This window comes from Burkholderia sp. Tr-20355 (assembly GCF_017104685.1).
Taxonomy (GTDB): domain Bacteria; phylum Pseudomonadota; class Gammaproteobacteria; order Burkholderiales; family Burkholderiaceae; genus Burkholderia; species Burkholderia seminalis.
The window spans coordinates 125,994-138,446 of the sequence record NZ_JAAGPK010000002.1 but is presented as its reverse complement, the minus strand read 5'-3'; the positions used below and the strand labels follow the sequence as shown (position 1 = coordinate 138,446).

Here is a 12,453-nt window from a genome sequence, read left to right as displayed (position 1 = left end):
TGGCGGCGCTCGGCATCGCCGCGGAACTCGGCACGCTCGACGCGCAGCGGCAGGCCGCACGCGAGCGCCCGGTACTGCGCGCGCTGCATCGTCATCTCGCGGTGCGCCCGCTGCTCGATGCGCTGTACACGCCGCCCGCCGCGCTGCGCCGCCCCGACGACGACACGATCGTGTGCCGCTGCGAGGAGATCACGGCCGGCGAGATCCGCCAGCTCGCCGCGCTTGGTTGCCAGGGACCGAACCAGATGAAGGCATTCACGCGCTGCGGCATGGGCCCGTGCCAGGGCCGCTGGTGCGGCACGACGGTCGGCGAGCTGATCGCCGAGGTGCAGCGGCGCAGCGTCGGCGACGTCGGTTACTACCGGATCCGCGCACCGATCAAGCCCGTCACCGTCGGCGAGATGGCCGACGCCCTCGAACTGTCGAACGATTTCCAGCGCGGCGATTTCCCGAGCTGACGCGCATGCCTACTCTTCCTCACACGAACGGAGCCTGACCATGAAGACGCGCCTCACGATTCTCCTTTCCGCCGCCGCGATGGCCTTCGCGTCGCTGGCGTCGGCGAAGGAATGGACGACCATCCGCATCGGTGTCGACCCGACCTACCCGCCGTTCGAATCGACCGCGACCGACGGCAGCGTGCAAGGCTTCGACATCGATCTCGGCAACGCGCTGTGCGCGAAGCTGAAGGCGAAATGCGTGTGGGTGTCGAGCAGTTTCGACGGGCTGATTCCGGGGCTGCAGGCGCGCAAGTTCGACGTGATCCTGTCGTCGATGGCCGCGACCGAACAGCGGCGCCAGCAGATCGACTTCACCGACCGCCTGTACCGCAACCAGACGCGGCTGATCGCGCGCACCGGCTCGGGGCTGTTGCCGGACGCGGCGAAGCTCGCCGGCAAGCGCGTCGCGGTCGAACAGGGCACGATCCAGGAAACCTATGCGCGAGAGAAGTGGGCGGCCGCGAAGGTCGAGGTCGTCCCGTATCCGAGCTACGACCAGGCGTATGCGGACCTCGTCACCGGGCGCGTCGACGGCGTGCTGATGGATGCCGTGCAAGGCCAGCTCGGGTTCCTGTCGACGCCGCGCGGCAAGGGCTTCTCGTTCGCCGGCGGCGTCGTGTACGACCCGAAGATCATGGGCAACGGCGACGCGGCCGGCGTGCGCAAGGCCGACGGCGACCTGCGCGACGCACTCAATCGCGCGATCGCGCAGATCCGCAGCGACGGCACCTACAACACGATCCAGTCGAAGTATTTCGATTTCGACCTGTACGGAAATTGACGAGGCGCGCCGGCGGCGCCGCGCATGCGACGCCTGACGCGCGATCGGCGGCATGTCGTCGAGGCTCGCACGCCTCCCCGGGTTTGAAGGAAAATTGCATCCGGCCAGGTTGCACGAATAAGTCCACCAGGGACATAATTAAAAAGACTTGAGTCCCCGAAGGTCTTATATGCTCGACATCCGCCAGCTTCAGTATTTCATCGCGGTCGCGGAAGAAGAACACGTCGGCCGCGCGGCCGAGCGCCTGCACATTTCGCAATCGCCGCTCAGCCGCCAGATCGCGCAGCTCGAGGAAAAGCTCGGCCTGACGCTGTTCGAACGCAGCCAGCAGCGCATTCGTCTGACGCGCGACGGGCGCACGTTCCTCAGCGAAACGCATGCGTTCCTGCGCCATGCGAACCGGCTCGAATCGCTCGCGCGCCGGCTCGGCCGCGGCGACGAAGGCGGCCTGTGCATCGGTTACCTCGAAACGGCCACGCACTCGGGCGTGCTGCCGCGCGCGCTGAAGACGCTGCGCGCCGATCGTCCCGCCGTTCATATCGCCTTGTACAACTATCAGTCCGCCGCGCAGCTCGAAGGCTTGCGCGAGCGCAGCCTCGACATCGCGCTCGTCACCGAGCCGCCCGCGCCCGACGATCCCGAACTCGACTCGACGATGGTGCTGAACGATCCGATGCTGCTCGCGATGCCCGACGGGCACCCGCTCGTGAAGAAGAAGGCGCTCGTCGCCGGCGATCTCGCCGCCCAGGCGTGGATCGGCGTGACGCAGCAGGAAAGCGCGCCGCGTCACGGCGCGTTCGTCGCGGCCTGTGCAAGGGCCGGCTTCTCGCCGGACATTTCGGTGGAAGCGACCGAGCCGCTCGCGGCGCTCGGCCTGGTTGCCGCCGGGCTCGGCGTGACGATGATCCAGCAGAGCCTGCGACACCAGGTACCGGAAGGCGTCGTGTTGCGCGAGCTGCCGTGGTTCAGCTACCGCACGCCGCTGTGGGCCGCGTGGCACAAGGTCAACCTGCGGCCGCTGGTCGGCATCTTCCGCGAGATCCTGACCGGCGAGGACGTTGTCGCGGCGGTTGAGAAATAAGACCGGCACCCCGCGCGCAGGTGGCGGGCGCGCACCTGCTTCGCATACCGAACGGCATGGACGCGCCCCCGCCTTCACACACGATGCGACGCACTGCCGTCAGTCCGCCGCGAACCGCTTCGCCAGTTCCGCGAGGCCGTCTTCGTAGATCCCGCGGAACAACCGGATGGTCTCGTCGTCGGTCGCGCCGCGTGGCGTAAACGTGCCCGACCACTCGACGGTCGACGCGTTCGATCCGTTTTCGCGCACGCGCAGCGTGGCGCGATAGTTCACGACCGGGAACGGCGCTTCGAGGATCGCGTACGTGTAGCTGCGTGCCGCTTCGTCGAACGCGACCAGCCGCTCGACGATCGTCTCGCCGACCAGGTTCGCGAGACGCCTCACGCGCCCGCCTTCGCCCAGCTCGCTGGCAGGAATGTACGACAGCCAGTCGGGCAGCGACCCGAAGCCGCCGATCAGTTGCCAGACGGTTCCGGCCGAAGCCGGGAGTTCGATGCTTGCATTTGCCTGTGCCACGTCATCACCCGTCAGGATCAACGACCGGTCGGCAGCGGCGCATTGGCCGCGATCAGGCCTTGTTCATGCATGTCACGCCAGAAATCGGCCGGAATCGCCACGTTCAGCGCAGCCTGGTCTTCCGCGATCCGCTCCGGACGGCTCGCGCCCGGGATCACCGCGACGGTGGCCGGATGCGACATCGAGAACTGCAGCGCGGCGGCCTTGATCGGCACGTCGTGGCGCGCGGCGATCGCCTTGATCCGCTCGACCTTCGCCAGGATTGCCGGCGAAGCCTTCTGGTATTCGAAGTGCGTGCCGCCTGCGAGCACGCCCGAGCTGTACGGGCCGCCGACGACGATCCCGACGTTCTGCGCGGCAGCCGCCGGCATCACGCGTTGCAGCGCACGTTCGTGATCGAGCAGCGTGTAGCGGCCGGCCAGCAGCATGCCGTCCGGTTGCGGTTCGGCGAGGTCGAGCACCAGCTCGATCGGTTCGACGCGGTTCACGCCGAGGCCCCATGCGTCGATCACGCCTTCTTCGCGCAGCTTGCTCAGCACGCGGAATGCGCCCTTGCGCGCGACCTCGAATTGCGCGAGCCATTCATCGCCGTGGAAGTCCTGGGCGATGTCGTGCACCCAGACGATGTCGAGGCGGTCGGTACGCAGGCGCTTCAGGCTGTCCTCGATCGAACGCAGCGTCGCGTCGGCCGTGTAGTCGTTGACGATGCGGTTCGGCCGGCCGTGTTCGAACAGGCCGCCCTTTTCGCCGAGATCGCGCGCCGACACGTCTTCGATTTCATCGAGGATCACGCGGCCGACCTTCGTGCTCAATACGTATTCATCACGCGCATGGTTCGCCAGCGCGTCGCCGAGGCGGATTTCCGCGAGACCGGCGCCGTAGAACGGTGCCGAATCGAAATATCGGATGCCGTGTTGCCATGCCGCTTCGACGGTGGCCGCGGCTTCCGCGTTGGGAATGTTGCGGAACATGTTGCCGAGCGGGGCAGTACCGAAACCAAGGATCTTGTTGCAGGGCAGCTTGTCTTCGAGACTCATGATTTTCTCCAGGGAGTATGGGAAAGCGAGTTCAGTCTAGGGACGCCGGTTAAGTCTGTCCAAGACGGAATTCGACACACTTGAGTCCCACGAGGTCTGATCGACCTGTTTGATGCGCGTACCGATGTGCCTCCCCGCCCCCGTTCCGGCGAAACGCTTGACCGGCAAGGCCGTCGACCGAATTCGCTCCCGATTCGTGATTCCAGCTCAAAAATCAATTGGGCCGGAGGCCGTTTTTCCCGGGCGTGGCGATACCTATATTGGCTGCACTCGCAACGACATCGACGTGGTTGCGGTTCACCCAACCTGACAGGGACCCATGATGAAAACGCCGATTTCTTCCACGCTTGCCGCACTGATCCTTTCCGCACCCGTGCTGTCGTTCGCGCAACAGGCCGACCGCCCGCTGACCCGCGCCGACGTGAAGACCGAAATGGCCCGCCTCGCGGCCGTCGGCTACACCCCGGCGCTGGACCACAACCGGTATCCGGTCGCGATCCTCGCCGCCGAAAAGCGCGTGCGTGAAAATACCGTCGCACCGGAAGCCGACCAAGCGGGCTACGGCAGCGAAGCCCGCACCACCGGCGAATCCGGCCGCGCGACGACGATCGACAGCCGCCACTCGATCTATCGCGGACATTGAGCCGCGGCGGCGCGCAGGAGAGCACGCCTCCCGACACGCGCAACGATTCGCCCCTCCCCTGCGCCTTGCCGGCCCGAATCGCCCGAACAGGCATTCGGGCCGCGCGTCATTCGGGTTTCGAGCGCGACGGGACGATCGGCCGCGTCAGACGAACCCTTCTTCGACCAGCGTGCAGCCATGCGCGGTGATCTCGTGTCGCTGGCCCGACCCGCCGACCACGCGGCTCCAGCTCTCCGACACGAGCACGGTCGTCTCGCCGTCCGTGCGCAACGCATAACCGAAGCCGCCGTACATGCCCGGCACGGCGAACCACGTGTTTCCGGCCTGCGCGTCGAGTTCGAGCAGCGGTTCGAGTTCGGGCAGGCGCAGTGCGTCGACGCGCAGGTGAGCGATGCGGCCGAGAATCATCTCGTGGAAACGGCGCTGGATGGCGCGCAGCGTATCGTCGGGCACGAAGCGCTGCGGCTGCGGCGTCAGCAACTCGACCAGGTGCCGATGCCCGAACCGCGTGGCGATGTCGACCGCACGCTCGCGTCGTGCATCGCGCAGCATGCGCGATGCACCGAGGCGCAGCAGCTCGGCAACGACCGTTCGCGGCGCGCCGCCGAAAGCGGCCTGATGCAGCGGCGTGTAAAACGACGTGCCGCCGAGCCGCGTCGCATTGACGAGGTCGGGCTGGCGTGCCACGAAGTCGAGCACCGTCGCCCATTCGCCGCTGCGCGCCGCGTCGGCCAATGCGTGCCGGCTTTCGACCTGCGCGTCACCGAGCACATCGGCGCTCGTGATTCCATCCCAGACCATGCTCAACGGGCGCTCCTTGCGTATCGCGGGTGCGTCACGGCGGCGCCGTCACGCGTCGCTCCTGCGCGCCGCCGACGACGCGTCGAGCGCATCGTGATCGACCAGCAGGTTCAGCAGCTGGCGCCGCGATTCGATGCCGAGCTTCGCGAACGCGCGCCGCGCGTAGGTGTCGATCGACGACGGACGAATGCCGAGTTCGTGCGCGATATCCTGCGTCTTCCGGCCGCGAATGAGGCGGGCACACACTTCCGACTCGCGCGACGTCAGCTTCTCGAACACGTCGTGCAGTCGCTGCGTGACGACGCCCTCGCGCGCACGCGCCGCGCCTGCATCGGCCGGCCGGTCGCCGACGATGCGTCGATGCGCGACCGCCAGCGGCAACACGATCAGCGCGACATGCCGGACGATGCTCAGCTCCTTCAGCGAAAACGGCGGCAGCCGGCGCGCGCGGCATACCGACAGCGCGTAGGTCAGCTCGTCCACGCGATACGTGACCACGCATTCGTCGTGAATGTCCTCGGTATCGTAAAACGCGCGCCGGATCTCCGGGTTCAGCCGCAGCGTCGACAACTGCAGCAACTGCGTATCGCGCTCGCCGCGGATGCAGTCGAAGGTCGTGTCGATCCGCGCGAAATCGCGGTAATAGCGCGTCATCGTGCGCTCGATCTGGTCCGGATACGTGCCGTAGCTGCCGATCCAGCCGACGCGCCGCTCGAGCAGCGACTCGTCCTCGTAATCCAGATGAATGGAATCGCAATCGACGATGCGCGCGAGGTTCTCGAACACGACCGCGACGAAATCCGGCGAGCCGATCGCTCCGGCCACGGCCGACAGCGCGTCGGACAGGAACACGAGCTGGTTCAACTGGATATCGGTCGCCGCGGCGGTGTCATGGTCGGTCATACGATGCACGGGAGAAGGAGACGACCACCGTTACCACGCCAAAAGTGCGTTGCCAATTCCCTCGCGCCGGGTTCCGGTGCACGCGGCCGCCCGGCTGTACGGATTTCATGGACAGACATCCGGCCGGCCGCCCCCTACAGTCATCTCCGATATCCGGCGAGGCCCGTCGGCGCGTTCGCGGTTCGAAGCGAACCGGCGCGCGCCTCGCCGACCGTCCCGCGGCGCGCATGCGCCACGCAGTGCGCCGCCCTCGTTCCGAAAGGGAGTGACCATGATCGTCCGCGTTTTTCGTCTCGCCTTCCCCGTTGCAATCGCGACCGTTGCGTGCTTCGCGCCGCTGTCGGTGTCGCCGGCCCGCGCGGCCGACGCCGAACTGAACGTCTACAACTGGTCCGAGTACATTGCGAAGACGACGATCCCGGACTTCCAGAAACAAACGGGCGTGCACGTGCGCTACGACGTCTACGACAGCGACGACACGCTGCAGTCGAAGCTGCTGGCCGGCAGTTCGGGCTACGACATCGTCGTGCCGACGTCGAACTACATGGCCAAGCAGGTCCAGGCCGGCGTGTACCAGAAGCTCGACAAGACGAAGCTGCCGAATCTCGCGAACCTCGATCCCGCGCTGATGAAGAAGATCGCCGAATCGGACCCGGGCAACCAGTACGGTGTGCCGTGGGCCTACGGCACCGACGGCGTCGGCTACAACGTGCAGGCGGTCAGGAAGGCACTCGGCGACGGTGCGCCGCTCGACAGCTGGGCGCTGGTGTTCGATCCGGCCAACGTGTCGAAGCTGAAAAGCTGCGGCGTGTCGTTCCTCGATGCGCCGGACGACGTGTTTGCGGCCGCGCTCCAGTATCTCGGCAAGGACCCGAACAGCAAGAACCCGGCCGACTATCACGCGGCGTTCGACATGCTGAAGAAGGTGCGCCCCTACATCACGCAGTTCAACTCGTCGGGCTACAACAACGACCTCGCGAACAACGACGTCTGCGTCGTGCTCGGCTGGTCGGGCGACGTCAGCGTCGCGCGCCGCGAAGCGGCCGCGGCGAAACGCGGCTACGAGATCCGCTACGCGAACCCGAAGGAAGGCGGCATCCTGTGGTTCGACGTGATGGCGATTCCGAAGGATGCGCCGCATCCGGAGGCCGCGCTGCAATGGATCAACTACATCCAGGACCCGAAGGTCAACGCGGACATCACCAACGAGATCTACTACCCGAGCGCCAACCGGGCGGCCCGTCAGTACGTGACGCCGGCCGTCGCGCACGACCCGAACGTGTACCTGTCCGCCGACGTGCTCGACAGGATGACGCTCTCGAAGCCGCGTTCGGCCGACATCGCGCGCCTCGAGAACCGCCTGTGGCAGCAACTGAAAACCGGCAACTGACGCAACCGCCCGCAAGTATGAAATCATGCGAACGCGCCGACGGCGCGTTCATTTCAATTCGACGCAACCTGACCATCATGATCGACGTTTCATTGATTACCGACGCGCTCCGCCCGAGCGGCGCGCCCACGCAGTACCGCGTGTCGCCCGAGAAGCTGATCTCCGGCGATCCGCTGCAGACGCTCACGCCGGGCTTCGCGAGTCCGTGCGGGCGGTTCTCGACCGGCATCTGGGAAAGCACGCCCGGATGCTGGCATGTCGCCTATACGGAAGCGGAGTACTGCGAGATCCTGGAAGGCACGTCCGTGCTCACCGACACCGAGGGCAACCGGAAGACCGTGCGCGCGGGCCACCGCTTCGTGATTCCCCCCGGCTTTCGCGGCACCTGGGAAGTCGTCGAACGCACGCGGAAGATCTTCGTCGCCTACGACGAGCAACCGGCCGGGTAAGCGACGACGACACGGCTCGCACGCGCCATCGCGCCCCACCCCTGTCGCCGCCGCTCGCGGAAACGTTACCGCCCGGCGCCAAGGGACCCGAGAATCCCGTACGCGGCCTTCACGCGGTCCTCGATCGGCACGCTGCCGTTCGCGAGCATCACGATCGCGATCCGCTTCGACGGCACGAATGCGACATACGTGCTGAAGCCGCCGGTCGAACCGGTCTTGTTGATCCACGTATCGGGGTTCGGCGCCAGCGGCGGCTTGATCGCGCTGGCCGGTACCGCGTCGTACAGCATCTTCGGTGCGTTGCCTTCGAGCAGCGTCGGCAGCGCGACCGGGTACGGATACTGTTCCCAGATCAGGTCCTGCGTCAGCGGCCCCGCGCGGAAATAACCGGCGTGCGTGCGGTCGATCGCGCGCTGCAGGCGCGGCGCCGTCTGGATCATCCCCATGTTCGCCTGCACGAAGCGCAACAGGTCCGCCGCCGTGGTCCGCACGCCGTAGGCCGGCTGCCACAGCATGCCTTGCGTCATCCGGACCGGCCTGCCGTCCTTCGTATAGCCCTGCGCGTAATCGGCCATGCGTGCGTCGGGCACGTTGATGTACGTGTGCGTCATGCCGAGCGCGGGAAAGAGCCGCTGCTCCATCAGCGCCGCGAAGTCCTTGTGCATGGCCTTCGCGGTGAGCCACCCGAGCATGCCGATCGCGACGTTCGAATACTTGCGGTGCGTGCCCGGCGCATACTCGGGCCGCCACGCGTCGAGATAGCGGATCAGGCCGGCGTCGTCGCGAATGCTGTCGGGCACCTGCAGCGGCGTCCCGCCGGGCGTGTGCGTGCCGAGCTGGAGCAGCGTGACGACGCCGAACGGCTTGCCCTGCAGTTCGGGCAGATACTTGGCGACCGGGTCCGCGAGCGACAGCTCGCCGTCCTCCTGCGCGTCCGATGCGAGCGTCGCGGTCAGCGTCTTGCTGACCGAGCCGATCTCGAACAGCGTGCCGCCGGTGACGGGCTTGCCGGTCTGCTTCGACATCACGCCGTAGTCGAACACGTAAGGCTTGCCGTCGGCGACGATGCCGATCGCCATGCCGGGAATCGCGTACTGCTTCATCAGCGGGGCGACGTGGCGGGTCACGGTGTCGCGGATGTCGTCCTGCACGGCGGCGGCCGCGCGGCCGGCCGCAGTGGTGGCGCAGGCGGCGACGAGCAGCGTCGCGGCGAAGCGGGTCATGGTGAATCGCATCGTTGCGGTTCCTTTGGTATCGGATGGTTGCATGAGCAACAGGCCGCTACGCGCCGCACGGCGATCGTTCTGGCCGGCCTGTCGATGCAGGACTATCCGCCGCCGGCCGGCCGCCAACAATCGACGATATGTTGCGCGAGCCTAAAGAAATTCTTATGAGACCCGCGGCATCACGCATCGTCACGGGTGCCGCCGCGCCTGCCGCGATCGAGGCTCGACCGCGATGCGGGTCAAGGCTGGTGTGCGGAAGGAAAGCCGTGATGCTCGAGAAATTCGGACACGACGGGTTGCCAGAGGTCGATGCCACGCGAGAACAGCAGGTGTCCGTTGTCGGAAAACGGCGGCAGCAGCCGATAATCCGCGTCGCCGCCCGCACGGACGAAGGCCTTGTACCACGCGCCGCTGTAGGTCGGATCGAAGTACCGGTCGTTCTCCGTATAGATCCACAGCATCGGGACACGCGCCGTGGTCCCGAAGCTTGAAAACATCGCTTCCATCAGTTCGCCCTGACACGGCGCCCCGGGGTGCTGGACGGGATCGCCGCCGGCGCCGCCGGCGAAATTGATCGCCGCGACCACGCCGTCCGGATTGTCGGCCGCCATCGCCGTCGTGATGAGGCCGCCTACCGATTGACCGACGATGACGATGCGATTCGGGTCGACGTCCGGTTGGTGTTTCGCGTAGTCCAGTACCGCGCGCTCCTCGGCGCGTGCCGCGTCGACCAGCGGGTGATAATCCTTGTGGCGACATGCACCGCTGTATTCCGGATCGAACTGCGTGCCGAATCGCCCGTATCCGATCCGCGTCGGTTCGAATACGGCAAATCCTTTGCTGACGAAGAACCTGGCCTGTTGCGTATAACGAAATCGCGCCGGTGAGACACGATCCTGCGCATTGCGCCCGTGATTGAGAAGCAGGATCGGGAATGGGCCGTTCCCGCTCGGCATGAACCGCGTGATCGCGACCGTGCCGGTATCTTCCTTGCCGTAGAAATCCTTCACCTTGACGTCGACCGTATCCACCGATTCGTGCAGGTCGGATGCAAACGGCCCGGCGTGGGCATCGCCAATCAGGAATGCAAGGCAAATCAGGATGACGCGCATGATCTGAGTCCCGAACGATTGTTTTTCTGGAACGACGGAGTACGACGGCCGGCGAGAAGAATCCGCATCGGCCGGACGACGCATGCGGCCCGGCGGGCGCGTACGATCACCGCGGCAGCCGGTCGAGAAACGCCAGCATCGCCGCGTTGAATCGCGCGGGGCGCTGCAGCGGCGCGAAATGGCTGACGCCGGGCAGGATCGTCAGCGTCGCGCCCGGAATCGTGTCCGCCAGATACGCGGCATGCTCGGGGCGGATGAATTCGTCGTGCTCGCCCTGCACGATCGCGACCGGCACGGCAATCGCCGCGAGATCCCCCGCCGTGTAATTCGGTTGCGTGCGCATCATTTCACTGACGGCCGCGACGAATGCGTCGAACTGATCGGGTGTCGCGGACAGTTGCGCGTAGTCCTTGCGGTGCCGCGCGAAACAGCGGTCGATCAGCGGGCCCGGCACCACCTCCTTCGTGCCGCTCGGGTCCATGTTGCACGCGAAGAAGAACACGCCGGCCGCGCGGGCCGGTGCACGGGCCGCCAGCACGAGCGCGACGCACGCACCGTCGCTCCAGCCGACGAAGCGCGCGCGGTCGACATGCAGCGCGTCGAGCACCGCCAGCACGTCCGACGCCATGCGTTCGTAGGAATAGGGTTGCGCGTCGCGCGTGCTGCGGCCGTGGCCGCGGCTGTCGATCAGGATCGCGCGGTAGCCGGCCGCGAGCAGCGCCGGCACCTGGTTGCCCCAGTTGCCGGCGTGACCGAGGCCGCCGTGCAGCAGCACGACCGGCGGCCCATGGCCGAACGACGCGTGCCAGATGCGCGCGCCGTCGTGTTCCAGCCAGCCTTCGACCTCGGCCGCCGGCAGCGGCGTGCCGCCGTGGGCGTCGAAGCGGACGAGTTCGTCGTCGTCGGGTTCCGCATGCATCGTTCTGCCGTCCTTTCGAGGGAGACGCGCTTGCGATTGTAATGCGTGCGGGCCGCGCGGCCCGAAGCCGTCAGGCTTGGGTCGACACCAGCCCGCCCGACGACGCGTTGCCCGACTTCTGGAGCGCCGCCGCGAGTTGCGAGATCGCCGTCGACAGCGCCGCCGAGATCGAGCTGGCTTGCGCGCCCAGCGTCTGCTGCTCGATGACGGCGGACGGATCGTCCTTCGCGCGCCGGGCCGCGTCCGCCATCTGCCGTTCCAGCGTCGCGAGCTGCTTCTGCAGCCGCTCGATCAATGCCTTCAACTGCGTGACGGCCGGGTCCTCCGCCGACGACGCACCCGATGCGCCGAGCGTTTCGCCGGTATCGCCGGCCGCCTTCGCGCCGGTGGTACTGCTCGTCCCCGTCGTGCCGGTGCTGCCCGGGGCAGCCGTAGTGCCGTCGGCGGACGAGGTCGCGGCCGCGGCGGCCGATGGGTTTGCGCTCACGCCGCTGTCCGCCAGCGAGGCGCGCGCGGTCGTGGAGAAATCGATCTGCATCGTGTCGGTCCCTGGGTCGGTAAACGAATCGTGACGGGGCGGGAAATGCCTTCCAACTCGTTTACGGCATTCGTCACACGAAACTTGAGTATCGGGGTCGGACGGATGCGCCGACCGATCGCCGTTTCAGTCGCGAAAGGGCCAGAATGGCACCACCGCGGCGCTGGTAAAATCGCGGCTTCGCCGGCCGGAACCGCGCGTCGACCGCCTTCGGGCGTTCGCGTGCTACCGCGCCGGTATCGACTCCCGCCCTGTCGGGCGCGGCATGCCACGCGTGCCGACACCGCCATCGCGGCGCAGCGGGTCGCCTGTTCCGCCTGCCCCCGTGACCCGCTCGCCGGTTCGAGCGGCGAGCGCCGTGCGGCGCGCGCTTCATTCATCATGTATTCGAGGAACACACGATGGCCCGCATCGGCGCCTTCTGCATCACGACGTGGCTTGCCGCCGCGATTCTCTACTTCGGCCAGCACTCCGTCGCGATGATCGCGCTCAGCGGTGTCGTCGTGTTCGGCGGGTTCGATCTGCTGCGTCCGTAACGCCCGTCGGCATGCCGGCGG

The 12,453-nt window shown here is 66.9% G+C and carries 15 protein-coding genes; 7 read left to right on the top strand and 8 right to left on the bottom strand.

Annotated features, from left to right (window positions below; all coding sequences use genetic code 11):
* From G3N62_RS01315 to G3N62_RS01305, 3 genes are all read left to right on the top strand, one after another.
* Positions 1–458 (top strand): (2Fe-2S)-binding protein (locus tag G3N62_RS01315; protein ID WP_206141130.1); only part of this gene is annotated, 458 nt, incomplete at its 5' end.
* 40 nt (positions 459–498) lie between these two features.
* The gene (locus tag G3N62_RS01310; RefSeq protein ID WP_034191906.1) at positions 499–1,281 is read left to right on the top strand and encodes an ABC transporter substrate-binding protein; all 783 of its coding nucleotides are present in this window, start codon (positions 499–501) and stop codon (positions 1,279–1,281) included.
* 169 nt (positions 1,282–1,450) lie between these two features.
* Entirely contained in the window at positions 1,451–2,362 is a 912-nt protein-coding gene (locus tag G3N62_RS01305) for a LysR substrate-binding domain-containing protein (RefSeq protein ID WP_124670044.1), read from the top strand.
* 99 nt (positions 2,363–2,461) lie between these two features.
* Here the strand turns inward: G3N62_RS01305 and G3N62_RS01300 are convergent, their stop codons facing one another.
* Both G3N62_RS01300 and G3N62_RS01295 read right to left on the bottom strand, forming a co-directional pair.
* Positions 2,462–2,878: an SRPBCC family protein gene (locus tag G3N62_RS01300; RefSeq protein WP_124670045.1), complete on the bottom strand. Its 417-nt coding sequence runs from the start codon at positions 2,876–2,878 to the stop codon at positions 2,462–2,464.
* Between the two features lie 17 nt (positions 2,879–2,895).
* Complete coding sequence (locus tag G3N62_RS01295) at positions 2,896–3,915, bottom strand: aldo/keto reductase (protein WP_124670046.1); 1,020 nt, start codon at positions 3,913–3,915, stop codon at positions 2,896–2,898.
* 322 nt (positions 3,916–4,237) lie between these two features.
* Between G3N62_RS01295 and G3N62_RS01290 the strand changes: the two genes are divergently transcribed.
* Positions 4,238–4,558: a DUF4148 domain-containing protein gene (locus G3N62_RS01290; protein ID WP_124670047.1), complete on the top strand. Its 321-nt coding sequence runs from the start codon at positions 4,238–4,240 to the stop codon at positions 4,556–4,558.
* A 144-nt stretch (positions 4,559–4,702) separates the two neighbouring features.
* Here the strand turns inward: G3N62_RS01290 and G3N62_RS01285 are convergent, their stop codons facing one another.
* Both G3N62_RS01285 and G3N62_RS01280 read right to left on the bottom strand, forming a co-directional pair.
* The gene (locus tag G3N62_RS01285) at positions 4,703–5,359 is read right to left on the bottom strand and encodes an ankyrin repeat domain-containing protein (RefSeq protein ID WP_233622755.1); all 657 of its coding nucleotides are present in this window, start codon (positions 5,357–5,359) and stop codon (positions 4,703–4,705) included.
* Positions 5,360–5,407: 48 nt separating this feature from the next.
* Positions 5,408–6,262, bottom strand: a complete 855-nt coding sequence (locus G3N62_RS01280) for a helix-turn-helix transcriptional regulator (RefSeq protein ID WP_034191910.1) — start codon at positions 6,260–6,262, stop codon at positions 5,408–5,410.
* 271 nt (positions 6,263–6,533) lie between these two features.
* Here G3N62_RS01280 and G3N62_RS01275 point away from each other — a divergent pair, with 271 nt between their 5' ends.
* The gene (locus G3N62_RS01275; protein WP_069704892.1) at positions 6,534–7,652 is read left to right on the top strand and encodes a polyamine ABC transporter substrate-binding protein; all 1,119 of its coding nucleotides are present in this window, start codon (positions 6,534–6,536) and stop codon (positions 7,650–7,652) included.
* Positions 7,653–7,729: 77 nt separating this feature from the next.
* Positions 7,730–8,101: a cupin domain-containing protein gene (locus G3N62_RS01270; RefSeq protein ID WP_080288026.1), complete on the top strand. Its 372-nt coding sequence runs from the start codon at positions 7,730–7,732 to the stop codon at positions 8,099–8,101.
* Between the two features lie 65 nt (positions 8,102–8,166).
* Here G3N62_RS01270 and ampC read toward each other — a convergent pair whose 3' ends face one another.
* From ampC to G3N62_RS01250, 4 genes are all read right to left on the bottom strand, one after another.
* On the bottom strand, positions 8,167–9,336 hold the full coding sequence (ampC, locus tag G3N62_RS01265) for a class C beta-lactamase (protein ID WP_124670048.1): 1,170 nt from the start codon (positions 9,334–9,336) through the stop codon (positions 8,167–8,169).
* Positions 9,337–9,566: 230 nt separating this feature from the next.
* A complete protein-coding gene (locus G3N62_RS01260) occupies positions 9,567–10,439 on the bottom strand; it encodes a prolyl oligopeptidase family serine peptidase (RefSeq protein ID WP_034191913.1) in 873 nt (290 codons plus the stop codon).
* Positions 10,440–10,545: 106 nt separating this feature from the next.
* On the bottom strand, positions 10,546–11,358 hold the full coding sequence (locus G3N62_RS01255; RefSeq protein ID WP_034191914.1) for an alpha/beta hydrolase: 813 nt from the start codon (positions 11,356–11,358) through the stop codon (positions 10,546–10,548).
* Between the two features lie 70 nt (positions 11,359–11,428).
* The gene (locus G3N62_RS01250; RefSeq protein ID WP_034191915.1) at positions 11,429–11,896 is read right to left on the bottom strand and encodes a hypothetical protein; all 468 of its coding nucleotides are present in this window, start codon (positions 11,894–11,896) and stop codon (positions 11,429–11,431) included.
* A 401-nt stretch (positions 11,897–12,297) separates the two neighbouring features.
* Here G3N62_RS01250 and G3N62_RS36235 point away from each other — a divergent pair, with 401 nt between their 5' ends.
* Positions 12,298–12,432: a hypothetical protein gene (locus G3N62_RS36235; protein ID WP_006405345.1), complete on the top strand. Its 135-nt coding sequence runs from the start codon at positions 12,298–12,300 to the stop codon at positions 12,430–12,432.
* Positions 12,433–12,453 lie beyond the last annotated feature (21 nt).

What these genes read in the sequence shown, in the direction of transcription:
- G3N62_RS01310 (WP_034191906.1), top strand. Translation starts at nt 499, where the DNA reads ATGAAGACGCGCCTCACGATTCTCCTTTCCGCCGCCGCGATGGCCTTC.
- G3N62_RS01305 (WP_124670044.1), top strand. Translation starts at nt 1,451, where the DNA reads ATGCTCGACATCCGCCAGCTTCAGTATTTCATCGCGGTCGCGGAAGAA.
- G3N62_RS01295 (WP_124670046.1), bottom strand. Translation starts at nt 3,915, where the DNA reads ATGAGTCTCGAAGACAAGCTGCCCTGCAACAAGATCCTTGGTTTCGGT.
- G3N62_RS01290 (WP_124670047.1), top strand. Translation starts at nt 4,238, where the DNA reads ATGAAAACGCCGATTTCTTCCACGCTTGCCGCACTGATCCTTTCCGCA.
- G3N62_RS01285 (WP_233622755.1), bottom strand. Translation starts at nt 5,359, where the DNA reads ATGGTCTGGGATGGAATCACGAGCGCCGATGTGCTCGGTGACGCGCAG.
- G3N62_RS01280 (WP_034191910.1), bottom strand. Translation starts at nt 6,262, where the DNA reads ATGACCGACCATGACACCGCCGCGGCGACCGATATCCAGTTGAACCAG.
- G3N62_RS01275 (WP_069704892.1), top strand. Translation starts at nt 6,534, where the DNA reads ATGATCGTCCGCGTTTTTCGTCTCGCCTTCCCCGTTGCAATCGCGACC.
- G3N62_RS01270 (WP_080288026.1), top strand. Translation starts at nt 7,730, where the DNA reads ATGATCGACGTTTCATTGATTACCGACGCGCTCCGCCCGAGCGGCGCG.
- ampC (WP_124670048.1), bottom strand. Translation starts at nt 9,336, where the DNA reads ATGCGATTCACCATGACCCGCTTCGCCGCGACGCTGCTCGTCGCCGCC.
- G3N62_RS01260 (WP_034191913.1), bottom strand. Translation starts at nt 10,439, where the DNA reads ATGCGCGTCATCCTGATTTGCCTTGCATTCCTGATTGGCGATGCCCAC.
- G3N62_RS01255 (WP_034191914.1), bottom strand. Translation starts at nt 11,358, where the DNA reads ATGCATGCGGAACCCGACGACGACGAACTCGTCCGCTTCGACGCCCAC.
- G3N62_RS01250 (WP_034191915.1), bottom strand. Translation starts at nt 11,896, where the DNA reads ATGCAGATCGATTTCTCCACGACCGCGCGCGCCTCGCTGGCGGACAGC.
- G3N62_RS36235 (WP_006405345.1), top strand. Translation starts at nt 12,298, where the DNA reads ATGGCCCGCATCGGCGCCTTCTGCATCACGACGTGGCTTGCCGCCGCG.